The 24,427-nt window shown below is 41.0% G+C and carries 22 protein-coding genes and 1 pseudogene; 3 read left to right on the forward strand and 20 right to left on the reverse strand.

All coding sequences use genetic code 11. From position 1 onward, the window contains the following. Positions 1 to 119: 119 nt before the first annotated feature. The 4 genes from NSQ94_RS09535 to NSQ94_RS09550 form a co-directional block, all read right to left on the reverse strand. Entirely contained in the window at positions 120 to 914 is a 795-nt protein-coding gene (locus tag NSQ94_RS09535; RefSeq protein ID WP_066251753.1) for an arsenite methyltransferase, read from the reverse strand. Between the two features lie 592 nt (positions 915 to 1,506). Beyond that, on the reverse strand, positions 1,507 to 1,953 hold the full coding sequence (locus tag NSQ94_RS09540) for a MarR family winged helix-turn-helix transcriptional regulator (protein ID WP_066251755.1): 447 nt from the start codon (positions 1,951 to 1,953) through the stop codon (positions 1,507 to 1,509). A 263-nt stretch (positions 1,954 to 2,216) separates the two neighbouring features. After that, complete coding sequence (locus tag NSQ94_RS09545) at positions 2,217 to 3,359, reverse strand: aminotransferase class V-fold PLP-dependent enzyme (protein WP_339230654.1); 1,143 nt, start codon at positions 3,357 to 3,359, stop codon at positions 2,217 to 2,219. Between the two features lie 169 nt (positions 3,360 to 3,528). After that, entirely contained in the window at positions 3,529 to 4,155 is a 627-nt protein-coding gene (locus NSQ94_RS09550; RefSeq protein WP_066250744.1) for a LysE/ArgO family amino acid transporter, read from the reverse strand. A gap of 138 nt (positions 4,156 to 4,293) precedes the next feature. On the opposite strand from NSQ94_RS09550, the gene NSQ94_RS09555 reads away from it, so the two are divergent. Next, positions 4,294 to 5,745 (forward strand): PLP-dependent aminotransferase family protein, encoded by a 1,452-nt coding sequence (locus NSQ94_RS09555; protein WP_339230657.1) that lies wholly within the window; start codon positions 4,294 to 4,296, stop codon positions 5,743 to 5,745. A gap of 467 nt (positions 5,746 to 6,212) precedes the next feature. Here NSQ94_RS09555 and arsC read toward each other — a convergent pair whose 3' ends face one another. The 10 genes and pseudogenes from arsC to NSQ94_RS09605 all read right to left on the reverse strand — a co-directional run bounded on the left by arsC (position 6,213) and on the right by NSQ94_RS09605 (position 14,196). Next, positions 6,213 to 6,635: an arsenate reductase (thioredoxin) gene (gene arsC / locus NSQ94_RS09560; protein ID WP_339230659.1), complete on the reverse strand. Its 423-nt coding sequence runs from the start codon at positions 6,633 to 6,635 to the stop codon at positions 6,213 to 6,215. Between the two features lie 19 nt (positions 6,636 to 6,654). After that, positions 6,655 to 7,685: pseudogene (arsB, locus tag NSQ94_RS09565) on the reverse strand (ACR3 family arsenite efflux transporter). A gap of 31 nt (positions 7,686 to 7,716) precedes the next feature. Further along, complete coding sequence (locus NSQ94_RS09570; protein WP_066250739.1) at positions 7,717 to 8,064, reverse strand: metalloregulator ArsR/SmtB family transcription factor; 348 nt, start codon at positions 8,062 to 8,064, stop codon at positions 7,717 to 7,719. A gap of 372 nt (positions 8,065 to 8,436) precedes the next feature. Then, the gene (locus tag NSQ94_RS09575; protein WP_066250736.1) at positions 8,437 to 8,694 is read right to left on the reverse strand and encodes a hypothetical protein; all 258 of its coding nucleotides are present in this window, start codon (positions 8,692 to 8,694) and stop codon (positions 8,437 to 8,439) included. Between the two features lie 582 nt (positions 8,695 to 9,276). Beyond that, positions 9,277 to 9,939, reverse strand: coding sequence for a methionine ABC transporter permease (locus tag NSQ94_RS09580; protein WP_063388321.1), 663 nt, complete (start codon positions 9,937 to 9,939; stop codon positions 9,277 to 9,279). Next, a complete protein-coding gene (locus tag NSQ94_RS09585; protein ID WP_063388322.1) occupies positions 9,932 to 10,690 on the reverse strand; it encodes a methionine ABC transporter ATP-binding protein in 759 nt (252 codons plus the stop codon). The genes NSQ94_RS09580 and NSQ94_RS09585 overlap by 8 nt, the downstream gene beginning before the upstream one ends. A gap of 15 nt (positions 10,691 to 10,705) precedes the next feature. Then, positions 10,706 to 11,581, reverse strand: a complete 876-nt coding sequence (locus NSQ94_RS09590) for a MetQ/NlpA family ABC transporter substrate-binding protein (protein WP_130157718.1) — start codon at positions 11,579 to 11,581, stop codon at positions 10,706 to 10,708. Between the two features lie 38 nt (positions 11,582 to 11,619). Then, positions 11,620 to 12,774: an acyl-CoA dehydrogenase family protein gene (locus tag NSQ94_RS09595; RefSeq protein WP_339230662.1), complete on the reverse strand. Its 1,155-nt coding sequence runs from the start codon at positions 12,772 to 12,774 to the stop codon at positions 11,620 to 11,622. Between the two features lie 94 nt (positions 12,775 to 12,868). After that, complete coding sequence (locus NSQ94_RS09600) at positions 12,869 to 13,960, reverse strand: NtaA/DmoA family FMN-dependent monooxygenase (protein WP_339230664.1); 1,092 nt, start codon at positions 13,958 to 13,960, stop codon at positions 12,869 to 12,871. Then, complete coding sequence (locus NSQ94_RS09605) at positions 13,933 to 14,196, reverse strand: hypothetical protein (protein ID WP_339230665.1); 264 nt, start codon at positions 14,194 to 14,196, stop codon at positions 13,933 to 13,935. The genes NSQ94_RS09600 and NSQ94_RS09605 overlap by 28 nt, the downstream gene beginning before the upstream one ends. A 1,715-nt stretch (positions 14,197 to 15,911) precedes the next feature. Between NSQ94_RS09605 and NSQ94_RS09610 the strand changes: the two genes are divergently transcribed. Both NSQ94_RS09610 and NSQ94_RS09615 read left to right on the forward strand, forming a co-directional pair. Next, positions 15,912 to 16,823, forward strand: a complete 912-nt coding sequence (locus NSQ94_RS09610) for a DUF5655 domain-containing protein (protein WP_339230666.1) — start codon at positions 15,912 to 15,914, stop codon at positions 16,821 to 16,823. Between the two features lie 416 nt (positions 16,824 to 17,239). After that, the gene (locus NSQ94_RS09615; RefSeq protein ID WP_144598424.1) at positions 17,240 to 18,100 is read left to right on the forward strand and encodes an oxidoreductase; all 861 of its coding nucleotides are present in this window, start codon (positions 17,240 to 17,242) and stop codon (positions 18,098 to 18,100) included. A gap of 340 nt (positions 18,101 to 18,440) precedes the next feature. Here NSQ94_RS09615 and NSQ94_RS09620 read toward each other — a convergent pair whose 3' ends face one another. The 6 genes from NSQ94_RS09620 to NSQ94_RS09645 form a co-directional block, all read right to left on the reverse strand. Beyond that, positions 18,441 to 19,430, reverse strand: coding sequence for an aldo/keto reductase (locus NSQ94_RS09620; RefSeq protein WP_144598425.1), 990 nt, complete (start codon positions 19,428 to 19,430; stop codon positions 18,441 to 18,443). A 23-nt stretch (positions 19,431 to 19,453) separates the two neighbouring features. Beyond that, positions 19,454 to 19,924: a hypothetical protein gene (locus NSQ94_RS09625; protein ID WP_199757353.1), complete on the reverse strand. Its 471-nt coding sequence runs from the start codon at positions 19,922 to 19,924 to the stop codon at positions 19,454 to 19,456. Between the two features lie 35 nt (positions 19,925 to 19,959). Further along, positions 19,960 to 20,910 carry an FAD:protein FMN transferase gene (locus NSQ94_RS09630; RefSeq protein ID WP_339230668.1) on the reverse strand — a complete coding sequence of 317 codons (951 nt, stop codon included), beginning with the start codon at positions 20,908 to 20,910 and terminating at the stop codon, positions 19,960 to 19,962. 89 nt (positions 20,911 to 20,999) lie between these two features. After that, complete coding sequence (locus NSQ94_RS09635) at positions 21,000 to 21,740, reverse strand: SDR family oxidoreductase (RefSeq protein WP_144598427.1); 741 nt, start codon at positions 21,738 to 21,740, stop codon at positions 21,000 to 21,002. Positions 21,741 to 22,197: 457 nt separating this feature from the next. Then, positions 22,198 to 23,046: an aldo/keto reductase gene (locus tag NSQ94_RS09640; protein ID WP_339230670.1), complete on the reverse strand. Its 849-nt coding sequence runs from the start codon at positions 23,044 to 23,046 to the stop codon at positions 22,198 to 22,200. Positions 23,047 to 23,150: 104 nt separating this feature from the next. Beyond that, positions 23,151 to 24,317: an MFS transporter gene (locus tag NSQ94_RS09645; RefSeq protein ID WP_339230672.1), complete on the reverse strand. Its 1,167-nt coding sequence runs from the start codon at positions 24,315 to 24,317 to the stop codon at positions 23,151 to 23,153. Positions 24,318 to 24,427 lie beyond the last annotated feature (110 nt).

Below are 24,427 nucleotides of genomic sequence, written 5' to 3' on the forward strand. Positions count from 1 at the left end.
GAAAAGGCACTAGGAATCGCCCTACTGCCTTTTCTATGTCACAAAAACAACACTTACGATTAAATGTAGAAGGGCAACATCCATAACGGTACGGTTTCTGATCTGTTACACCGCGTTTTTTAAGGTTTCATTGCTTTTATGACCGCAGAAACTATGTAATCTTCGAAGTTCGCTCCAGGCACCCAGTCTTTGATAAACTCCTTCGATTCATCTTTCGGTTCAATGGTGATATGTGTGAATCCACTCTGTTGCAACAATGATTCCAGTTCTCTAATTGATGCTGCTCCTGATACGCAGCTCGAATACAAGACATCCATATTGTTTTTGATTTCCGATGGAAGCTCTGCTGTCGCTACAACGTCGGAAATGACGAGGCGACCACCTGGTTTCAGCACACGATAGGCTTCCTTGAACACTTGGGGCTTATCTGGAGAAAGATTAATGACACAATTGGAAATAATAACATCAACCGTACCATCTGCAACCGGTAAATGTTCAATCTCTCCTAATCGAAATTCGGTGTTGGTATAACCATTCTTGGCAGCATTATTCCGAGCTTTGCTGATCATTTCTGGCGTCATATCTACACCAATGATGCGGCCGGTTTCTCCAACCTGTTGTGCCGCCAGAAAGCAATCAAATCCAGCACCGCTACCAAGATCCAACGCTACTTCTCCAGGTTTCAATTCCGTAATTGCCAGCGGGTTGCCGCAGCCAAGTCCAAGATTGGCTCCTTCTGGTACGGCAGATAATTCCTCATCCGAATAACCTAGTTTTGCCGATACCTCCTTAGGTGTACCACAACCTCCGGAACTGACTGAACAACACCCCCCAGAATTCACTTCCTGCATCGCAATTTTCTTATAGCGGTTTCGGACATTTTGCCGGATTTGATCGTTATTCATGTGATTCATAAGTGATCACTCCTTAAATAAGATAGAATAAAAATCCTAATAACCCTGCCATCGTCATGACAGAGCCTACAAACGCAAAGACTAGTTTTTTTTTAAAGATACTGTGCAATATTGATATCCCGGTAAGCTTGCAGCTTCTCAGTTAATCATCAATGCAATGTCATGCTCATTGTAATCAACATTGGCGAGATAGGAATCACGAAAAGACGGACATTCCAAGGATTTTCGATGATTGCAGCAATACACCCCCATTTAGATTGAAATTCATTCTGTCGGTACAGCGCCATGAATAACGGCTCCAACGCCTGAACCCAAAAGCAAATAGTAAAAGGTGTCCTGTAAATCTTCTCTCATGTTTCCTTTTTAATCTTTATCTCTCCTTTCGCCATTACTTTGCATAGCTTGACTTTCAATCCGTATTTTTCAAGCCTGAATATATCTATCTAAAAAGTGAATAACAATCAAAATACTAAAAATAAAAGAGTTCATTCCAACGAAACAGAAAGAAATTTTCGAATAATCTTATCTCTTTTATTTTATTTGAAAAATGCAAATATAAGTTTAACGAATTGGCAAGCCAAGATAGCTTGCCTTAAAATAATGGTTTGCAACATACGCTCGATTTTCCCATGCACTCATTCAACAATTTAATCGAACGAATTACTGTTTCTTTCTCAAATTCCGTCATGTGTGAAAATACCTCTTCTAAATATTGTCTGATTTCTCGATCGATAGTTGTTGCTATAAATTTTCCCTCGTTGGTTAGAGATAACGTGTATACTCTTCGATCTTCAGGGAGCGGCGTTTTTTTTACTAAACCCTTTTTGACCAAATTTTGAATCTGTCTGCTGAATGTCGTAATATCCATTCCCAATACTTCGGCCACTTGTTGCATAGAAGGGTATTCTCTTTTATCAATTTCATATAGAATATGGCTTTGAACGAGAGAAATATCAACACCATCAATAGAACAGCAATTTTTATTCAGCAATCCAAAACGACGTGTCATCACTTGAAAAAGCTCTCTAACGTTTTCCATTTTTTCACCTCTATATTTATTTATACTATATTATTTGCGATTTGCAAATAATCATTTTTAATAATAAACTGAAGCTCCATCAGATCGTTGAATGGAGCCGAAAAAAACTGTTAAGACATTAGTTATGAAACTAGCTGAATTTTGCACTATAAAGTTAAAAATAGACTATTCACACAAATCTTTTGTCCGCTTTAAACCACTCATATATTGTTATTGGAACCATGCAAAAGTTTCGAGTCTTTCAGTACCTAGACCTGTGCTGCTTATTTATTCGCTGTTAAAACAGTTGTTAGCTCGTCAATTGCTTGCCGAATATCATCCTGCGTATTGTAAAAATGAGGAGCGATTCGGATGACGTCGTTTCTAGCAGAAACAATGATATTTCTCTCTTTCAAGATCGATTCTATTTGCCCAGCATTTTTTACATAAAAAGCAGTTATGCCGCCTCTTTTGTGAGCCGATAAAGGAGTAACAGTGTGTAATCCTTTTTCTTGTCCATAATCTAATGCGAATTGAGCTAATAGGTTTAAATAAGAAGATATATTCTCCACTCCTATTTCAAGAAGTAAACGAATAGCGGCAGCTGCGGCATAAGCGCTTATAAAAGAAGGCGTTCCAGTCTCAAAACGACGTGTTCCAGCTGCTGGTATAATTTGATGAACATTGAATTTCGAATGATCCTCCTGACCAAACCATCCTGTGACACGCGGCTTCCATTTCTCTGCCAATTCAGCTTTTATGTATAGGAAGGATATTCCCGGAATACCTAACAAGTATTTCCTTGTTCCTGCTGCCAATATGTCGATATCCATTTTCTTTACATCAATAGGCACCTGTCCAGCAGATTGATATGCATCAACAAAAAGAAGTGAACCTTTACGATGAACAATGTCTGCAATCGCTTTGAGATCTTGTTTAAAACCGTTGTAATAACAGACATGGGAAATGGATGTGACAAGTGTGTCAGACGTTACATAACGTTCATAATATTCTAAAGGAATGACTCCTTGTTGAGAAGGAATAAATCTGACCTTTGCTCCAAATTTCTCCTGAGCGAGCCATACATGACCGGCGGTTGGAAAGTCCATATCTGTCGTCACAATGATATTTTTCCCTTTTTCAAAAGAAAGTGAAGAGGCGATAGCAGAAAAAATGTCAGAGACCGAGCATAATACAGCAATTTCATTAGGTTCAGCACCGATTAATTTTGCAAAACTGTATTTTGCCTGTTCAACTACTTTTTTTGCTTGATTCCAATTACCCCCCGCCGTTAGCAAACTATTCATATACGCTTCAATCGATTCGGAAACAGTTTTTGAAATGGCTCCTTGCGAACAGCTCGCCAGATGGATTTTCGATGCTAAAACAGGAAATAAAGGACGATAATGAGCATACGGGTGTTTCAATCCTATCTCCTCCTTTCAACTCCGCAAAAAAATTTTCTCCTGGTTTTGGTCTCCCGATTATTATAGTAATCAGCAACTGGATTTTTTCTTTTAGTTTATTATCCTGTTTCATAGACTTACAAGAGTTTACTATTTGGAGTAATGAAACCTCTACTGTAAACTCCTGTTTTTATTTTGCCAGTGTGAATCCAACATAAATCGCTGCTCCCCACATGACGAGCGCGGAAATTTTGTTAAAAGCATTCATCAAACGTCCAGATTGATCTAGATCCCCTATTCTCCGTCCTGCCAAAGCCAGCCCCGCAAACCAGATCCAGGAAACTAGAATACAGGCAAGTGCAAAAGCTGCTTTTTCCCCTTCATTGTATTGAAGTGAACTCGTTCCGATCACTCCAATCGTATCCATGATCGCATGTGGATTGAGCAGCGAGACCGATGCTGAAAACACAACTTGTTTGAATGGTGTAAAAGTTTCCTTGGCTGTTTTTCCGTTATTCTCTTTAACAGCAGAAGGGGTACTTTTCCAAGTGCTCCACCCCATGTATAACAAAAATAAAATCCCTAAGCACAGCATAATCGTTTTGATCAAAAAAGAACCCAAGACCATAATAGATACTCCGAAAACAGCAAGGATGATTAAAAGTGTATCACATAGTGATGCAGTTAAAACGGCTGGGAGCGCATGAATGAAGTGTTTCTGAAGAGCTCCTTGATGAAAAATAAAAACGTTTTGGACGCCAAGAGGAAGAATAAGTCCAAATGCAAGAATAAGTCCGTGAATAAAGGCTTCCGCCAATCCAATCCCTCCTATTGTATAGCATATGAATACAATTTTACCCGGAAATCGATTATTGTCTCCAACCAATTGGATGGATTCAATACCAACCAAGTTGTATAATCGACTCATATGATTGTAAAGGGAGAGTATTTTTTCATGAATGAATTAGATTGGAAGCCAGACAAATCGACTCCAGTTCCCCTTTATATCCAGATCAAAGAATATATTAAAGAAAAGATTGAAACAGGAGAATGGACTTTAGGGACAAAAATCCCTCCTCAACGCACATTGGCCAAAGCATTCGGAGTGAACCGCAGTACGATCGTGGCGGCTATGGAAGAATTGATTGCTGATGGATTGCTGGAAGGAAAAAGAGGAGGCGGTACCAAGATTATTAACAATTCGTGGTCTTTGATGACCTCTACTCCTCTCCCAGACTGGAATTCCTATGTGCAAGCGGGGAGTTATTATCCTAATTTGCCTACGATACAGGAAATCAATAAAGCAGAGTTTGATTCAAATATCATCCGTTTAGGAACAGGAGAGCTTTCTCCAGATTTATTTCCACGTGAGATGATGAAACAAGTATTTGAAAAGCTGACGGGGCACATTGATTCACTTGGCTACGAGGAACCGAAAGGGCTGCTTTTTCTCAGGGAACAGCTCAGTAGATATTTGAAAACCATCGGGATTGAAGCTTCCCCTTCTTCCATTTTGATTGTGTCAGGAGCTCTGCAGGCATTGCAATTGATATCAATAGGTCTATTGCGGCGAGGTGCTACGATCTTTCTGGAAAAACCATCGTACCTGTATTCCCTGCATGTATTTCAATCTGCCGAAATGCGATTATTTGGACTTCCTTTAGATGAGCATGGAATTCAAGCAAATAAGATTTCGGAACAAAAAAAGCGGCAAAATGCTTCATTGCTTTATACAATTCCGTCCTTTCATAATCCAACAGGAATTTTGATGTCCGAAGAAAGACGGAGAAAACTGATCGATGTATGCGAAAAGGAGCGGCTGCCGATTATTGAGGATGACGTATACCGAGAACTCTGGCTCGATTCACCGCCTCCCCCACCATTGAAAGCCATCGATAAAAATGGGCTTGTTTTATATCTTGGGAGCATGTCGAAAACATTGAGTCCCGGTCTGAGAATCGGCTGGATAGTCGGACCGAAGCCTGTTATTGAGCGATTGGCGGATATTAAAATGCAAACCGATTACGGATCCAGTTCCTTGTCTCAATGGGCAGTTGCGGAATGGCTAGCAAGCGGGCTCTATCATCAACATTTGGAAGAGGTCAGAAAAGAATTGAAGGTTCGAAGAGAGATCATGATTGATTTATTACAGAGGTATTTTTCCGATATTGCGACCTGGACTGTTCCTAGAGGCGGTTTTTATATATGGCTGCGCATATTGCCTTCAATCTCCATACGGGAACTTTTTGATAAATCATTAGAGCATGGAATTCTATTAAATCCAGGAAATGTCTATGATAAGCATGCAGCCCAGTACCTTCGCCTTTCTTATTCCTACGCTTCTTTAGCTGACCTGGAGAAAGGAATGTTCCGTCTTTCGAAAGTCATCCGACAACTAATCACCTAACTCTTTAACGTGCGTTCCATAGCGGTAGTTGAATCCATCGCATACATCAACATCTCGTATAAAACAGCCAATATCGAAACTTGAATAGGTCCCACATTCAGGCGATTGTGAATCGACGCTTGCATCGGAAGCTTTCTCGATTTTATTCTTTCAAGCCCCACTTAAACTACACATAACCAAAATAAAATAATGTTAGAAATCGGGCGGTGTTTCAAAAATGTAATAATTGAATCCTCAAATCGTACTATAAATCCCTTAAAACTTTTACCTAAATTAAATATCTATTTTTCTCCCTAAAATCTGCCCCATTGCAGCAAATCTATTAATCTTAATGTTGATATTGTCTTGCAACAGCCAATGCTATATGACTTTTTCGTTAATTAATTAATTCTTCTCCAAAAAACACGAAGAGCCCAAGAAAGTTCTCCAGGCTCTTTTTGTTATTGATATAGAGGGACTGAAGGAAATTATTCACCAGTCTCAGCAAAACGTTTAATTCTTTCACCAATCGCATCGCGAACACGCATGAACACAGCCCATTTTTCTTCTTCTGTCCCCTCTGCCTTTGCCGGATCATCGAATCCCCAATGTACGCGTTTCACATTTGGCGGGGTTACCGGGCAATGGTCTGCGGCATGACCGCATAATGTTACGACCAAATCAGCATTATTTAAAATTTCCAGATCAATCACATCGGATGTTTGATTAGAAATGTCAATTCCTGCTTCTTTCATGACTTTTACCGCGTTTGGATTTAATACGTGAGCTTCGATACCGGCGCTGTATACTTCCCACTCGTCGCCAAGATATTTTTTTGCCCATCCTTCAGCCATTTGGCTGCGGCAAGAGTTGCCAGTGCATAAGAAGTAAATCGTCTTTTTGTCTTTCATGTTCATTCCACCTTTGTTGTTAGTATGATACTGATTCGGTTTTAAAGTATTTTCGTTTAAACCATAATGCTACGTTGACCAATGCAATCATGACAGGCACTTCCACAAGTGGTCCAATGACAGCTGTAAATGCTGCACCAGAATGGATCCCAAACACGCCAACAGCTAGAGCAATCGCTAACTCAAAGTTATTGCTGCCGGCTGTAAAGGCAAGTGTGGTGGTGACAGGGTAGCTCGATCCAATTTTCTTCACTAAGAAGAAGGAAACGAAAAACATCAATACAAAGTATATGAACAATGGAATGGCGACTCTCACTACATCCAACGGCAAACTTACGATAGCGTCTCCTTTTAAAGAGAAATAATGATAATCGTAAACAATAAAGAAATCAATGTAATCGGGCTGATTTTTGGAATGAATACTTTTTCATACCATTGTCTGCCCTTTGCTTTTACCAGCAGAAAGCGCGTCACCATCCCGCCAAGAAACGGAATGCCTAAGTAAATGAACACCGACTTGGCGACTTCCATCATTGTAATATGAACGACAGCACCTTCTAGTCCAAGCAATTCTGGAATGATTGTTACAAACACATACGCATAAACAGAGTAAAATAGCACTTGGAATACAGAGTTAAACGCTACAAGCCCAGCTGCGTACTCTGTATCTCCTTTCGCTAAATCATTCCAGACGATCACCATCACAATACAACGTGCCAGACCGATTAGAATGAGTCCGACCATGTATTCCGGTTTATCTGGCAAGAATATGATCGCCAATACAAACATCAATTTTGTCCAAGAGACAAAACCAATACTTTTATGTCTTTAAAGACGCGTCCCATCTCCTCATAGCGAACTTTTGCCAACGGAGGATACATCATGAAAATTAAACCAATGGCAATTGGAATCGAAGTGGTTCCTGCCTGTAAACTGTTTATTGCGTCTACAAAGCCCAGAAAGACAAATCCAAAGCCAATTTTTGCTGCCATAGCAAGGAAAATCCAAAGCGATAAGTATAGATAGACGTTTTTTCCCCGTATTTTTCATTTTCCCTCCCAATTAAATTAAAATTAATAGGTTAACAACCACAACGGAGTGTAGGGTTGGTTTCCTCAATCTTACGAATATTCTCTGTTTGATCTGGAATGTGTTGCAGAATTTCTTGAATGAAATCATATAACTCATTTTCTAGATTGAAAGAATAATAAATCCATTGCCCCCTTCTATCTTCTTTTACTAATCCTGCATCTTTTAACTTGCGTAAATGCTGACTAATAGCAGGCTGACTCATATCAAATACTTCTAGAAGCTCACAGACGCAACACTCGCGTTTCTTTAAAATGGCCATAATCGTTAAACGTGTTTTATCACCGAGTAGCTTTAAAACGTGTGCTGCTTTTTCTATTTCCACCACCGCTTTTTGCATTTGGAACACCCCTATACAGGTTATATAAATATTTGCTTATATATCAATCAAAAAAAGACGATACTTTATGGTTCATCGCACACTAAAAAATGTCTTTTCATACCCACGACATGAATACTGTTTAGTATTATCATTTCCTTATCTTCAATAAACATATAACAATATACTTATATAAATCAACGGAAAATACGATTTTTAACATAATCTTTATAATTGACCCGAAAGTATGAAAGAAATTTTTAAAGTCAGTGCAAATAACTTCAGGCGAAACAGAAATTTTCGCTGTTTCGCCTGTATGAAAATCAAGTTACAGTCAAGTGATGCTCAACTTTACTGAACCTTCCGACCAGCTCCCCCAATATTTTCAAATCATTATGGATATTCTTCTGTAGCTGCTGTTGTACGTGCTACTGTTTCTCCCAGTAATTTTGCTACGATGTATAAAGACATATCGATTCCAGCTGACACTCCAGCAGAAGTTAGAATTTTGCCTTCATCCACAAATCGGACATTTTGAACTACTTCAATGTCCTTATAATTAGATTTCATGTATTCAATCGCAAATGAATGTGTAGTTGCCTTTTGCCGGATAATAGACCTGCTTCTGCCAACAATAGTGCACCTGAACATACCGATGCAACCATGCCGCCAGACTTGTGAAAATTTGAAACCTATTTAAGGCAGCTTTTGATTTTTGAAACATGACCTGATTGCAAATAATGGTCCTCCCTGACAACTTAGTTTACACGGCTTGAATTGCAAAAATTTGCACTTTTCATATCGATTGTTCTCGATCATCTTTTGTTCCCGCACGTACATACGCTTCAACATGCTTTCGATCTAGCAGAACTATTTTGATGATTTGATTTACTGATATCACCTCTTGACTACATTTTTATACATTATACCGGTGATGGGTTAAAATACAATTAATTATGAGGAAAAAATAAAACGTTAAAATTCCCTACTTTTTTAAGAAGCCAATACTATGTTTAAAACAAGAAGCTGTTGAACAATAACCCATGTCAACAGCTTCCTTCATCTATATAAAATTAAAAGAGGGGGAACAATTGTTAATCGCATTTTCTTATGCGAGACTGGATTTTACTAAAACTTTATAGAAGATCTCGATTCAAGCAATGCTTTGAAACGAATCATCATTTTGTTAAGACACTATGTTCAAAAATCCCGCAATAAATGCCTCCGTTTAGCTTATCGTTTATCCAAAAAACTGGCTAAACGGCTGCCGCTAATTTGAATAATGGAAACTAAAATGATCATGATAACAACTGTAGCAAGCATAATATCCGGTTGATAACGATAATAGCCATTTCGAACGGCAAAATCTCCGAGACCGCCTGCGCCAACAACACCCGCTATGGTAGAATAAGATATTAAAAGAATAATAATATTAGATAAGCTGACTACCATTCCTGCTCTCGCTTCAACAAACATTACTTTCCATATAATTTGAAATATATTAGCTCCCATTGAAATAGCTGCTTCGATGACCCCTTTATTTACTTCCACTAAAGATTGTTCTATTAGTCTGGCGAAATAAGGAATAATAGCGATCGAAAGCGGTACAGAGGCAGGAACCGTTCCAACGGATGTTCCTACCAACAGCCGAGTAAACGGAATGACAGCTACGATTAAAATTAATAATGGAAATGCGTTAATTAAATTCACTAATGAATTTAAAATATTGAAAATATGCGGCTGTTCTAATAATTGCCCTTTTCTTGTTAAAAACAGAATCGTTCCTAAAGGAATTCCAAATAGTATGCCAGCTGTTACTGAAATACCTACCATAATGGCTGTTTGCTTAGTGGCTTCTATTATATCAGGAATTTGTTGAATGATGTTTTCAAACATTTAGGATCATCCTTTTGTCCTTATTAAATATTAATTTAGCAATATCAGACTTAGGATTATATTGATTGTCTGATAACGAAAATTCCTCTAAAATACTTCCTTTTTCCATTACGGCTACTTTATTGCAAATTTTTCTCACTACATCCATTTCATGTGTAACAATAACCATCGTTATATTTAGCTCTTGATTAATTTTCTTTAAAAAGGATAGAATATTATCCGTTGTTTGTGGATCTAAAGCTGATGTAGGCTCATCACATAACAAAATTTTCGGGTTCGTTGCCAAAGCTCTTGCGATGGCAACTCTTTGTTTTTGTCCCCCGCTTAAATTAGAGGGGTATTGATTTGCTTTATCTTCTAATTGAACTATGGAAAGACATTCTTCTATTATACTTTTACGTTTAACGGATGGTATTCCGGCAATTTCTAATGGAAAAGATACATTGTCATAAACCGTTTTATTATGAATCAAGTTAAAATGTTGAAATATCATGGAAATCGATTGTCTCATATGCCGCAGCTCTTTCTTCTTTAAAGCCATTATATTTCTTCCTTCAATAAGAACCTCCCCTTCATCAGGCTTTTCAAGGAGATTGATTGTACGAAGCAGAGTTGACTTTCCTGCTCCGCTAAATCCGATAATCCCATAGATATCCCCTTTTTCCACTTTTAATGATACGGATTTAATTGCTTCCAATTTCTCATCTTTTTTAATTTGATAAGTTTTCTTTATATTTTTTAAATGTATCATTTGTGACAGCCCCCATTATTCAAATACTGGGATTATGTCCCCATGGAATGTTTCCTCAATGAATTTTTTAACCTCCGGTGTATGCAAAACCTTTTTTAATTTTTGGATTTTTTCGTCATTTTGGTTGTCTGGTCTAGTCGTGATAACGCCTATAAATTCAGAGCTAGAGTCTTCCGCAAGCAGCGCATCTTTTAAGTGAAGACCAACTGCTGTTTGATATCCTCCTAAAATAAAAGCTAAATCTACATCATCAAGAGATTTTGCTGACATTCCTTGATCTAATTCGATAATTTTGAAATTTCTTTTGTTTTCAATGATATCTTTTTTAGTTGCTTGTAATCCTACCCCTTCTTTCAATTTAATGAATCCATGTTTTGCTAAGAAATCAAGCGCTCTTCCGTTATTGGAAGGATCCTGCGGTATACTGATGGTTGCCCCGTCAGGAACGTCTTTTATGTCTTTATAACGCTTTGAATAAAGTCCGGAAGGCCAAGCAAGTACTTTAATCGCTGCAACTAAATTAGTTCCATGCTGCTTGTTGTAAGCTTCCATATAAGGAATATGTTGAAAAGCGTTCGCATCAACACTTTTGTCATGAACGAGCTCATTAGGCTGAATAATGTCATTTACATATTCAATTTTTAAATCTATACCTTCCTCTTTCAACTTAGGTTTTATAAATTCAAGTATTTCTGGAAAACCATTAAACGAAGGATTCGTTGCTATTACTAATGTATCTTTATCTTCACTGGCATTAGTAGCTTTTCCACAACCGCTTATTAGTACCATTAAGCAAATTATGTAAAACAAATAAGAAAGTCTTTTCATTTTGTCTTCTCCCCCAAAATCATTTATTATTGTTATTTCTTTTATTTTTTCTGGATGATGCATCTTTTTAGTTTATCCCTAATCCAACAAATTTTTCCCGATCATTTCTCGCGCGATATGATTGATGGTCCCATGGCGATGCCTGCTCGGGCATCTCGATATAATCTTTCCAAAGTTCCTTCACGGTAACCGAATCCGCCGCTGATATCAAGTCCTATTTGTGCAATCTCATTGGCTGCATCGGAAGCTAGGACTTTGAATTCAAGTAAAGAATTTTTCAGCTCTTCTGGAGCGTATTTTTCTCCACTTTCTAACCATTCATCCAATTGAGAAGCTAAATCCTTCTGCCAGGCTTGCAGGCTGTCCTTTAAAATTTTCGCTTTTGCTAGCTGGCTGCGAATAACTTGATAATCGCTTAATGCCTTATTGACATCCTGATGAACTTTCCGCTTAGCATATGCAAGTGTTTCATCCAAAATCCCGATAGCGGTTCCTGTCCATGTTGCCCCTAGACCAATCAGGTAAGCGATACCGTTTTGAACAATTTCTTTTCCCTCACCTTCTTCACCTAAACGATCCTTTTTATCTACAAAAACATTACGAAGGGTAAGCGAAGAGCTGTGATTTCCACGCACTCCCAGCGCTGCCCATTCTCCAGCTTCTATCCCTTCTTGATGACCGTCCACAATAAAATAAGTAATGTCATCTGGTGATTTAGCATTTGGTGTTTTTGTTTGGAATACATAAAAATCCGCAAATCCACTGCTCGTGGTGAAAGATTTTTGAGCATTAATAATGTACCCGTCATCCGTTCTTACAGCTTCACTTATGTTGTACCAGTAATGTCCTCCTGTTGCTCCTTCGCTGGTTGAAGTTGTACCAAACTTTCCACTGCGAATCGGTTTCAACCACCGTTCCCATTGATCTTCATTTCCATGAGAGTATATCGTGCGGGCTGCCTCTACATGCATAGTGTAAATAAGTGCAGTGGAGGGACATGCCTTCGCTATTTCCTGAACAACAATTGCAAAGGCAGAATAGTTCAATCCCAATCCCTCTAATTTTTCTGGAAGTAAAATACTGTTAAACCCCTCTTTTGCAAGAACGGCGATATTTTCACTTGGAAATTCTTTGCTTCTATCAATACGATCTGCATTGGGACGGATAACTTTATCCACAATTTCACGAATTTTTTCACGTACTTGACCGAGTGTTAACGTGATAGGATTTTCATTTTCAGAAATAATTCTTGACATAAGCTTTCATCCTCCCTATATAAATGATGGTTTTTCCAGCCCATCCTCACTTTTTCTCGAGGAAAGGTGAAAACTACAGCATTTGCTCAAGTTTTTAGGCGTTCAGGGCCTTCAGATTATCCCTTAATGTTCCGTTTTCAACATATTCTGTCCTTGCCAAACCGCGTTTTTGTAAAATTGGCACCACCAACTCAACAAACTCTTCCAGTGAGCCGGGCAAGTAAGCTGGACTTAACAGAAAGCCGTCTCCTCCTACTTCCTTCATTGTCTCTTCCATCCAATTGGCTACTTGCTCTGGCGAACCAACTAACTGTGGAGTCATGACGCCGCGACCATGTAACATCCCAGCCTCACGAATGGTTATATTTTTAGAGCTACTATGTTTATAAGCGTCAATCATTCCTTGAATACCAGGCACTTTTAAATCAGCAATTAATTCGTCCAGTCCGTGTTTGGATAAATCGTAGCCCAAGTGACCGGACAAGATCGTTACCCCTGCTTCAGCAGGAACGAGAGAATTGTGGAGTGCAGCTTTCGCACGGGCAATTTCCTCTGTTTCTCCAACAAATACTTGCAATCCAAAACAGACTCTGACATCATCCGGATCGCGCCCAGCTTTCACTGCTCCTTCTTTCAAACGATTGTAATAAACCTTCATTGCTTCGCGATCAGGCTGAAGAGTAAAAATAAGTTCGGCATGTTTAGCGGCAAATTGGATTCCGCGTGATGATTGTCCAGCCTGAAGGATAACCGGGCGCCCTTGCGGGGAACGATCGATATTCAATGGGCCTTTGCACTTGAACCATTTTCCTTCGTGATTGATCGGATGCACTTTTTCCGGATCGGCAAATATGTTATTTTCTGCATCCATAACGATTGCATCCGGCTCCCAGCTGTCCCATAATTTGTAGCAAACCTCCATATACTCTTCTAGCCGATCATAGCGCTGATCGTGGGATAAATGATACTGTTCAACACTCAACCCAAGGTTTTCAGATGCATTCTTATGAAAAGCAGTGACAACATTCCAGCCGACACGTCCACGTGACAGGTGATCCAAGGTGGCCAGTTTGCGTGCTAAAATGTATGGTGGATAACCTGCCACCGAAAACGTCATGGTCAGGCCAATATGCTTTGTTACCGCACCCATAAATGCCATTAAAACTGACGGTTCATAACAAGGCACTTGCGAGGCATAGCGAACGGCACTTTTGTAGCTGTTATGCCTTCCGTATCGGCAAAAAATACTGCATCAAGTTTGCCTCTTTCGGCGATTTGGGCAACCTCTTGCCAAATCTCCGGACGATTCCATTGAAAAGCATTCGTCATCGTCATATTCCACGGATGCTTCCATGTCGCGCTGCTGTGATGAGTTACAGGCGGCATCATATATTGAAGCAAATGCATTTTCTTCTTTTTCATGAGCGGTTTCCTCCCTACAATTCATTCCAATCATATTGCGTTCTGGCCAAAATTTTTATTGCCATGACCACCTGTACCGATAACAAGGAAGTTCTTTATTCGGTAAAGCGTGAATATTGTATTAAAATAATTTCTGTACTATTTTGAAAAGAAAAAAGATTTTGATATTATTATCCGGAATTTTTCAGCACCTCCTCGTTCAAGACCTACCCGCCCATAAGTAAGGCTGTTTTGCTCTCTTTTTTATGGAGTTCGCTCATACAACTCTCCTTATGAATCCATGCGAAAAAAATTTGTGATGTTTTTTTCCTCAACATGCCGAATTAACTCAACTGTCTCCATACCATTCAGTTGCTTTGCTCTCTAAGATAATGGGTACATCGAATTGTAAATCTCATTTTTTCAGACAGCTTTTGCTTTTAGCTGCAATCAAGGCGGCTTTCCCTACGTTAAGTAAATATTCATGTTCAGATGCTACATTTATAGCAGCCATACCTGATCCACCGAAATAAGCGTTGGCTAAAGAGTTAGGACAGCCATTAATTGGACGACTTCTTCTTCAACACACTGGTGAACTTTATGATCAGGCAAAATATTTCGATAACATTATTGAAAAATCATCCGTTAGCTTAAATCGTGCGTTTTGATCAAGAAATAAACCATCCCCGCTAAGCTGCGGGCTCTCGTCCTATTCAACCATCTGCTGTTGCGAAACGGTCAATCGTCACTACCATTCTTGCAGCTATGGTAGAAGATCAAGCCCCGGCCGAACTGTAACAAGAAATTTCAGTTTTTCCATAAATTAAAGGCAAAAATCCTCGCATCTTCACTTGATTTCCCATTGGGATTAAGCCCCCAATATAGTCAAACTCATTTTGTGGTCGGAACGATTTATTTTAAATATGTAATTTAATTTGCGAATCAAACAGTATATGCTCCATAGATCATGTCTAGAGCACCAAGCATCGGAAAAACGAAAAGAGGCTCTCAACTCAAATGAATATTTCCATTGAATTGAGAGCCTCTAGTAATCCAGTCGGCATGTTTATTTTTGAAATAAAGGAAACTATTTATATATTCCGAAAAATCTTTAGTAAATATATTAAATAAATTAAACATATGTGTCAAGTTTGATTTTTATTTTTTCTTTCTCGATTATCCCCCTCACATAATATAGTTTCACAAAGCTTTTTCAAATGCGCTTCAAACTGTTTTATCTTTTCTTGATGTCTCTTTGAAATTCCTCATGCTCGACATGTCTAGATATTCGATTGACTTAAAATTTAAGTTATCATATAGTTCGTAAACTGGGCGCTTGAGAGAAAAGTAATTAACAATACCACTTTTGCTTCTCCGGTTGTTTCATCATCTGTATCGTTTGCAACATGATTTCCTTTCTTGCAAAGGGTAATAAACATTTCATGTAGTTAATAATCAAGCAGTCTTTGTAATGAATGTATTGATTGGTTTCTCTAGTATTTCCAAGAGCCAAAATAATTTTGCAAACATATTTCCGAACGAGTGGAACATTATTAAAATTGAATTGGGGTCTTTTGTTACGTTCTTCCGTATTCTTTACATAGATTGACTAATATGTCTCATTTACAAGCGAAAAAATTATTTAGTCCGCTAAATATCAACGCTTATTGTATACTATCATTATTCATTTATTGTAATCGTAGTTTTAGATTCACAATAAAAAAAGGAGTAGTTCCATGGGTGATATTAAATTATTTCGTATAAATGGAGAACATGTAAGTGAATTGGAAGGCACATCTCTGACAATTGAAAAATCGCTGCAAACCCTTATTGAGCGTAATCTTGAAACATTTTTAGGTGTTCGGTTTTTAGCATCAGAATATTCTACTGGTAAGACACATGGCGGCAGAATCGATACATTAGGTATTGATGAAAATAACTCTCCAGTTATTATCGAATATAAACGAGCTGTCAATGAAAATGTCATTAACCAAGGATTATATTATCTGGACTGGCTGTTGGATCATAAAGCAGAATTCACTCTTATGGTAATGCGCAAATACGGTAATGACTTGGCTGACGCAATTGATTGGACGAATCCGCGCTTATTATGTATTGCGGGTGGATTCACAAAATATGACGAACATGCTGTTCAACAAATAAATCGGAACATTGAGTTGTACCAGTATAAGTTTTATAAAGATGGATTTCTTTTGCTCGATTTAGTAAATGCAACAACTGCACAACCATTACTGGAAGTTGAAAACCATATTAACTCATCGAAGCCCGGATATAAGACAGTCTCCGAATATCTGGAACAATCCAGTACAGAATTAAAAGACCGGTTTGAAGCAATAAAAGCATATATTATGGCACTAGGCGATGATGTACAAATGGCTGTATTAAAATACTACATAGCCTTTAAGCGCATTAAAAATTTTGTCTGCTTAGAAGTGCATCCTCAGACAGAAAAAATCGTCTTATTTTTAAAAGTGAATCCAGATGAAATTGAACTCGAGCCAGGATTTAGCCGTGATGTTCGAAATATCGGTCATATCGGAACAGGGGATTTAGAAGTCAGTATTTATAATGATGAAGATTTTGAAAAGGCAAAGCGACTTATTCATATGAGCTATGATAGAAGTTAAAAATCGCCGGTAATTATTATACTTGGCGATTTTTAAGTGTTTTTCAATATATTATATTTATAATTGTTTTCACTAATATCTTTTTAACCTTTCCTTCGTAATATACCCCAACCTTTAGCTGATAAAATATGACTAATAATACCTTAATTTTCTACTTTAAAAATTTGGTGTTAATTTGCGTTTAACTTCTTCTAATTAAATAATGCTCAGTCTAAAAATATAGTAAAATTTATTTTATGCACTTTTTTCCATGATACAATTCCAATAAAAAGTGTTTATTAAGAAGAGACAGGAATTGTCAAAACATATAGGTGGAGCAGATTTTTGAAGGAATTTGCGGACGAAAGCAGTGATGATACTCTACATATATTTAGCAAAAAGGCAGTGTTAGAATATGAATAGCTGGAGGGAATCTTGTGAATCAAACTTTAAAGAAACAACCTGTTGCGTTTGTTACAGGGGCTTCAAGCGGCTTTGGATTGCTGACAAGTGTAGCACTTGCCGGCGAAGGCTACCGCGTGCTGGCTTCAATGAGAGATTTGGATAAGAGAGGACGATTGAAAGCGGCGGCCAAAGAAGCAGGTGTCACAGACCGGATTGAGATTATCCAACTAGATGTAAACGATTTTTCCGCAGCGGAAACTGTGATTCAGAATGTGATTGAAGAATACGGCCAAATTGATCTGTTGGTAAACAACGCGGGGTATGCAGCGGGAGGATTTACGGAGGAGCTTGCTGTTGAAGAATGGCGTCGGCAATTTGAAACGAATTTTTTCGGTTTGGTGGCAGTAACAAAAGCTGTTTTGCCGTCGATGAGGGCACGCAGAAGCGGCAAGGTTGTGAATATAAGCAGTATCAGCGGACGAATCGGATTCCCTTCTATGGGACCTTACGTGGCATCAAAGTTTGCGGTGGAAGGATTCAGCGAGTCTTTGCGTTTAGAGATGCTGCCGTACGGTGTTCATGTCGTTTTAATTGAACCGGGATCCTATAAAACGGAAATCTGGTCAAAAGGGCTGGATGCGGTATCGGTCAATCCGGATTCTCCTTATGTTAAAGAGATGGAGAAAATTTTGAAATATGTCAACCATGTTGCTGACACGGCACCCTCTCCGTATGAAGTGATCCAACAGATTGTACACGTGGCAAAGTCTCCTTATCCGAAATTGCGGTATCCGGTTGGCAAAGGCGTGAAATTAGGAATTGTCTTGAAAAATATATTGCCGTGGAAGTGGTGGGAGCGGATGGTGACAAAACGTCTTTGGGAGAGATCGTGATGCTGGGACATTAGTTCAAAAATATAGAGGTGAAGAGTCGGAGTTTACGGTTCAGTAAAATTATAGTTTGATGATATTTTTTGTCACTTCACTAATGGGAAGGGATTGAATTTGTTGAACAGTTTAAGATTAATTAAGGTGAACCGTATCACAAGTAATAGTAAAAATTTCTTAATAGGCAAGCCAATCAGGCTTGTCTTTTACATTAAATAAGCCGGCTTTGGTTTTTTTGATACAATGATGCTCGCCTTACTTTAAATGAAAAGTGCAAGTTTTTTCACGATTTTCGTGATTTACCTTGCACTTTTCATAATTCTATCCCCTCGTGGAGAACGATCAGTTATTTGCCCGTTCGATTTGCGTATTCTGAACCTGCCGGATAGCGATCTCCCGCAATCTCGATCTTCGAGAGCGCGTCGTTCAAATCACTTAGCTCCTCGGGAGTCAGCACAACGTCCAATGCGCCAAGATTTTCATCCAGCCGCTCCAATTTGCGCGTGCCGGGAATCGGAACAATCCATGGCTTCTGGGCAAGCAACCATGCGAGTGCGATTTGAGCCGGTGTTGCGTTTTTCTCTAGAGCAACCTTCTTGATTAGTTCGACCAAAACCTGATTTACTTCGAGATTCTCCGATTTGAAGCGAGGAACAATACTGCGGAAGTCGGAGCTAACGAATGTTGTATTCTTATCAATTTTTCCAGTAAGGAAGCCCTTACCCAGCGGGCTGAACGGAACGAAACCGATTCCGAGTTCCTCGAGCGTAGGGAGCAGTTCTTCTTCAGGGCTTCGCCACATCATTGAGTATTCACTCTGAACTGCAGTGAGCGGCTGAACCGCGTGTGCACGGCGAATCGTGTGCACCCCTGCTTCAGAAAGTCCCCAATGCTTAACCTTACCTTCTTTGATTAGGTCTTGCACTACTCCGGCTACTTCCTCAATCGGTACATTTGGGTCAACACGATGCTGATAGTACAGATCAATAGCTTCAACTTTTAGGCGTTTGAGCGAGCCTTCGACGGATTGCCTAATGGTCTCCGGCTTGCTGTCAAGCACCTGTTTGCCATTGATCATTTTAATACCAAATTTTGTGGCGATGACCACCTTCCCCTTGAATGGGGCAAGCGCTTCACCTACCAACTCCTCATTCACATATGGACCATAAACTTCAGCAGTGTCGAAAAAAGTAACACCCCGGTCAATCGCCGCATGGATCAGCGAAATCATCTCTTTCTTGTCTGATGCCGGACCATAACCATAACTCATTCCCATGCAACCAAGCCCGATCGCCGACACTTCCAGACCACTTTTCCCTAATAAACGTTTTTGCATGGTTGTTCTCCTTTCTACTGCCCTTATTTGGGCGATGATTGGTTACAAAGTAAAGCCTGCTCCTTAATCTTTCGGATCGCATCATTGAATCCGTCGGGGGTGCCGCTGGATCCTGCGAGACGGTCCACCTTCACCTCGTCGATGCGCTTCCCGACGACGACCGCCGGGACCGCGTCGGCGAAGCGGCGCTGCAGGTCGAGGGAGGTCGGGTTCGTCGCATGAGGGGTCACTTTGACGGCGGTGATGACGTCGTCGACCAAAGTTACAGTCACGGTGATGGATGAGGGCAGGCTCCCGTATTGGCCGGTCGCCGTATATTCGCCGTCTTCGTAGGTGCAGTCTTTACTTGTTGCCGATCTTGAACAGTTGACGCTGCCATTCAAGGTGATCGTCGGGCGCTCGGCAGCCATATCCGTCGTCCCGGATGAAGTCATGACCGTGGATACGGAGACTGCTGCCACCGTGACGATAAAACTCTTGCTCAAGGGAATCATACTCTTATCCTCTCCTTTCCTTGCGAGTTGATCACTTACGTGAAAAGCTCGCCGTCGAAGCTCTGCGAGATTTCGGCACGGCCGTCGGCAAACATCCGCACGTACGAGAACCGGAAGAACTTCGCTAGATGATGCCCGCTTGTGAAAAAGAGTGCCGTCGCCAGTCCATCGGCGGTCGCGGTCTCGTCGGCGACAACCCACGTCGCGACCACATCGCGTACAGGGATGCCCGTTCGGGCATCAAGTACGTGGTGCAGCCCGTCACCCCAGGCGCGTCTGTTGACCGCAGATGCGCACAAGGCCCGGTTTTTCAGGTTAGCTGCGCCTACCACCAGACTGGGGTCGAACGGGTGCTCAAGCCCGACCCGAAGGACGGAATCCCCCGAATGGCGGAGGTCGCCGCTGCCGTCGACAACGAACTCGGTGAATCCGCCCTCGCGGAGGATCTCGGAGACGATGTCCACGAGATACCCCTTCCCCGCCGCTCCGACATCGATCACAAGCGGGCGCCGTGTCACAATTAACGTGCCGTCCCGGAGAATATCCTTCGACCAGGTCACTCTCTCCCGAGCGTGTGCCTCGGCTCGGACAAACTCCGACGCGGACGTGAGCGAATACGTTCGGTCGTAGCCGAGAAGTTCGAGGTCACGGCCAACGAGCGGGTCTACGGCACGTGCGGTAGCGATGTGTAGCCGATCATAGAGATCGAAAAGAGCGACCGAGTCGTCCGGGAAGACGAAGCGGCCACCGTTAGAGGCGGCAGCAACTCGGGAAACGAGGGAGTCCTGACGGAACCGCGAGTACGTGGCGTCGAATTGTTCGATTCGTTCGAGAATGCGCTGCTTCAACTGAAAGTCTAACGGCTCGCGGGTCTCGATCTCCCATCGGGTTCCGATGGCTTCGAACGTGAAGACGAACCTGCCGTTCCCGTCATCCGCTCCGTGAGCCGAATTGTACCTGATGTTCGTGGATAACTTTTTCTCCATGCTCTTGCTAACGAACGAGCAAGGCCGACTTCCTAATTTACGTTTTTGCATTATTTATCTTCCTTTGTTGACATCTGTTGACATCCAATTTACCGCTCTTGACGCGTAGGACGAATGATCATCTCGTTAATCGCGACGTCAGATGGTTGTTCAATTGCAAAGGCAATGGCACGAGCAATACTGTCGGCATAGATCGCACCTTTATAAATTTCATCAATGCTAGGTTTTAGGTCCGGATCTGTGACTGAATTTATTAATTCCGTAGCAACCGCCCCCGGCGAAATGATCGTTGAACGTATGTTGTTGCCGAGCTCTTCTTTACGTAGACCTTCAGAAATTGCGCGCACAGCAAACTTCGTTGCGGCATAGACAGTACTTCCAGCCCCGACAACGTGTCCAGCGACTGAAGAAACATTAATAATGTGCCCTTCTTTTCTTTCTCTCATAGAAGGAAGGACAGCCGCAATGCCATACAGTACGCCTTTGATGTTGACGTCAATCATCCGATTCCAATCATCCACTTTTTTCTTATAAAGGAACGAATGTGGCATGATTCCGGCATTGTTTATTAACACATCAATTTTTCCAAACTCTTTTAGAGCATACGCAGCCAGTTCTTCCATTTGTTCATACGAAGTGACATCGGTCACTTTATAAATAGCTTGCCCCCCACTGTTTTTGATTTCTTCTTGTAGTTTCTTCAATCGGTCCTCACGGCGAGCTGCAAGCACTAATTTCGCACCTCTCGAAGCGAGTTCCTTTGCAGTCGCTTCTCCAATCCCGCTAGAAGCACCCGTTATAATGACCACTTTATCTTGAATATTAGACATAACAACACGATCCTTTCTAACACATATTGAATGAGAAATGAGTGACTTTCCCGTATCCAACTTCCTATACATAATAAACATCATCAATAAATTAATATACATCATTATAAACAACCTCATGGTGCCCGCAATGGTTAGGTGAATACGGTTTGTCCATTAGTGAACAAATGGCCGATAATTGATCATAAATTTTAGTGTATCCATGAAAGTACACAATAGTTTAGCGTGCCTTATTGTAAACTTATTCACATCCAAGTTTGTTTACGCCCAAGCTTCAACGAACTTCTGGGGATGATAGCCGATAAAGCGTCAACTGAACATCAGGTTTGTTTAGAAATCCATTAAGTGCAAAACATTATTCAAATTTAAAACTCCATTTCAAGAATTGGATAAAAGGACAAGCCAAGTCAGCATCCCCCCTTCTCCGCATTTCAGTTTGTTGTGTGGTATAAAAGCACTAAATATCAAGTTTACGGTTACAAAGCCATTTCACGATTTCAGGATCGTTATGGGAAAAGAACAAGCTTTTTTTCGTATCTAACGCTGCAATGCTCTCCATATCCTCTTGACTTAATTCAAAGTCAAAGATATGAAAGTTTTCAATGATCCGTTCTTTATGAACAGACTTTGGAATGGCCACAATTCCTCTTTGTGTCAACCAACGCAAAATGACTTGAGCAACGGATTTACGATGCTTCTCAGCGATGGATACTAAAACTTCATTTTGGAAAATGTTATTTCTCCCTTCGGCAAAAGGCGCCCAAGACTCGATCTGTACATTGTGCTCTTTCATAAATTGGGCACTCTCGACCTGTTGGCAGAAAGGATGCGTTTCAATTTGATTGACGGCAGGAGTGACTTCATGATGGATGATCAAGTCGATCAGACGATCCATCTGGAAGTTGCTCACTCCAATGGCCCTAATTTTCCCCTCACGGTACAATTCCTCCATCGCACGCCAGGAGCCATAAACATCGCCAAAAGGCTGATGAATCAAATACAAATCCAAATAATCAAGTTGCAATCTTTCCAATGACCTTGCAAATGCTTTTTTTGTGCTCTCGTAGCCGACATCTTGAATCCATAGCTTTGTGGTCACAAATATGTCTTCTCTTGGGATTCCACTCCGTTTAATGGCTCGACCAACCGCTTCCTCATTTTGATAAGCGGCAGCGGTATCAATCAAACGATAACCCGTCATAAGGGCGTCATACACGCATTGTTCACATTCGTTTGGATCGATCTGATAGACACCGAAACCAAGAATTGGCATCTCAACTCCGTTGTTCAAAATGACCTTTTCCACGTAAAATCTCCTCCTGTTTTTATAAATCAATATTCCTTTATTAAAGCAGAAATATGGTATACGAAGATTGGATGGTTCTGTCTTTTTTACATCATCTATTGTGTTCATTGTTGGACAGTTGAGAATGACCAAGCACGACCGAAGGAAACGACTGCAATGATGGCAGCGATCGCGACGGAGACGGCACTGATCCAAGTAATCGCCATGATTGACAAGCCTCCTACGGTGATCCCCCCGATGCCAGCACCTGTGGCAAACCCGAGCTGTACAAAGGAACTGTTCAGACTGAGCACGATCCCAGAGGCTTCCGGCGCAAGCGAGATCAGGTTAAAGTTTTGGGTCGGCCCGAACGTCCAACAAGCGAGTTCCCAAATCATGAGCAACAGGATGGCGACGATAGTCCATCCGGAGCCAACTGACAGTAACACCAAAGCAAAAGCTTGAACGACCATGGATATGATAAGAGTGCGGAAGGTGCCGATCCGATCCGCTAAGAAGCCGCCAAATCTCGAACCGATCACGCTCGCGATCCCCATAGCAAAGAGAATGACACTGATTTTCCGTTTCATCTCTGGCATGACGGTAGCTAAATAGGAGGTGATATACGTATCGACAATCGAAAAACCAATAAACACAAAGAACGTGACTCCAAGAGCAGCCGCGATCCGCGGATTCTTCACAAAAGCAAGTGGCTTACCCAGAGGGACGGACGTTTCACCTTCCATGTCTGGAATCGTCCTTGCGACGGCGAAGATGGCCAGCAGACTGAAGATGCCGATAACCCAGAAGATCGTCTTCCAATCATATGTCTCTGCGAGAACGCGCCCAATAGGGACACCGAATACGAGAGAGGAGCCGAAGCCCATTGCGACATTAGACATCGCTCCGCCCTGACGTCCGGGAGGAGCCAACTTCGCGGCAACGGCATAGGCGGTAACGACAAAGACGCCCGTTCCGATCCCTAGTACAACACGGGAAGCCATCAGAAAGCCGAACCCCGGGAGAAGGAGTGTCAAAACGATGCCCAGTAAAATAATAGAAAGAGCCAGCAACAATTGACTGCGCTGATTCATCTTGGCCATCGCCACCATGACAATGGGCGTGCCGATCGCGTTCCCGAGCGCAAATACGGTAATAAGCTGTCCCGCTGTCGCTACCGCTACGCCGACGGAAGCAGCGATTTTATCTAGCATACCTACGATCCCGAACTGTGAAGTGCCCACAAAGAAGCTGATCAGGGTCAACATGTAAATCTTCCAAGCGTTATTCATAGTATCCGATCCCCTCCTTTCACTTTGAAATTTTTTAGCGATCATAAAAGAGTGAAAAACCTTACGCATGTTTATTATGCAACAAATGAAAAAACGAACGGTATCATGAT

It is taken from the genome of Aeribacillus sp. FSL K6-2833, from assembly GCF_037965815.1.
Classification (GTDB): domain Bacteria; phylum Bacillota; class Bacilli; order Bacillales; family Aeribacillaceae; genus Aeribacillus; species Aeribacillus composti.

Bases quoted from the DNA above. Each gene is read 5' to 3' on its own strand.
- NSQ94_RS09535 (WP_066251753.1), bottom strand. From the start codon at position 914: ATGAATCACATGAATAACGATCAAATCCGGCAAAATGTCCGAAACCGC.
- NSQ94_RS09540 (WP_066251755.1), bottom strand. From the start codon at position 1,953: ATGGAAAACGTTAGAGAGCTTTTTCAAGTGATGACACGTCGTTTTGGA.
- NSQ94_RS09555 (WP_339230657.1), top strand. From the start codon at position 4,294: ATGAATGAATTAGATTGGAAGCCAGACAAATCGACTCCAGTTCCCCTT.
- arsC (WP_339230659.1), bottom strand. From the start codon at position 6,635: ATGAAAGACAAAAAGACGATTTACTTCTTATGCACTGGCAACTCTTGC.
- NSQ94_RS09570 (WP_066250739.1), bottom strand. From the start codon at position 8,064: ATGCAAAAAGCGGTGGTGGAAATAGAAAAAGCAGCACACGTTTTAAAG.
- NSQ94_RS09575 (WP_066250736.1), bottom strand. From the start codon at position 8,694: ATGTTCAGGTGCACTATTGTTGGCAGAAGCAGGTCTATTATCCGGCAA.
- NSQ94_RS09580 (WP_063388321.1), bottom strand. From the start codon at position 9,939: ATGTTTGAAAACATCATTCAACAAATTCCTGATATAATAGAAGCCACT.
- NSQ94_RS09585 (WP_063388322.1), bottom strand. From the start codon at position 10,690: ATGATACATTTAAAAAATATAAAGAAAACTTATCAAATTAAAAAAGAT.
- NSQ94_RS09590 (WP_130157718.1), bottom strand. From the start codon at position 11,581: ATGCATCATCCAGAAAAAATAAAAGAAATAACAATAATAAATGATTTT.
- NSQ94_RS09595 (WP_339230662.1), bottom strand. From the start codon at position 12,774: ATGTCAAGAATTATTTCTGAAAATGAAAATCCTATCACGTTAACACTC.
- NSQ94_RS09605 (WP_339230665.1), bottom strand. From the start codon at position 14,196: ATGAAAAAGAAGAAAATGCATTTGCTTCAATATATGATGCCGCCTGTA.
- NSQ94_RS09610 (WP_339230666.1), top strand. From the start codon at position 15,912: ATGGGTGATATTAAATTATTTCGTATAAATGGAGAACATGTAAGTGAA.
- NSQ94_RS09620 (WP_144598425.1), bottom strand. From the start codon at position 19,430: ATGCAAAAACGTTTATTAGGGAAAAGTGGTCTGGAAGTGTCGGCGATC.
- NSQ94_RS09625 (WP_199757353.1), bottom strand. From the start codon at position 19,924: ATGATTCCCTTGAGCAAGAGTTTTATCGTCACGGTGGCAGCAGTCTCC.
- NSQ94_RS09630 (WP_339230668.1), bottom strand. From the start codon at position 20,910: ATGGAGAAAAAGTTATCCACGAACATCAGGTACAATTCGGCTCACGGA.
- NSQ94_RS09635 (WP_144598427.1), bottom strand. From the start codon at position 21,740: ATGTCTAATATTCAAGATAAAGTGGTCATTATAACGGGTGCTTCTAGC.
- NSQ94_RS09645 (WP_339230672.1), bottom strand. From the start codon at position 24,317: ATGAATAACGCTTGGAAGATTTACATGTTGACCCTGATCAGCTTCTTT.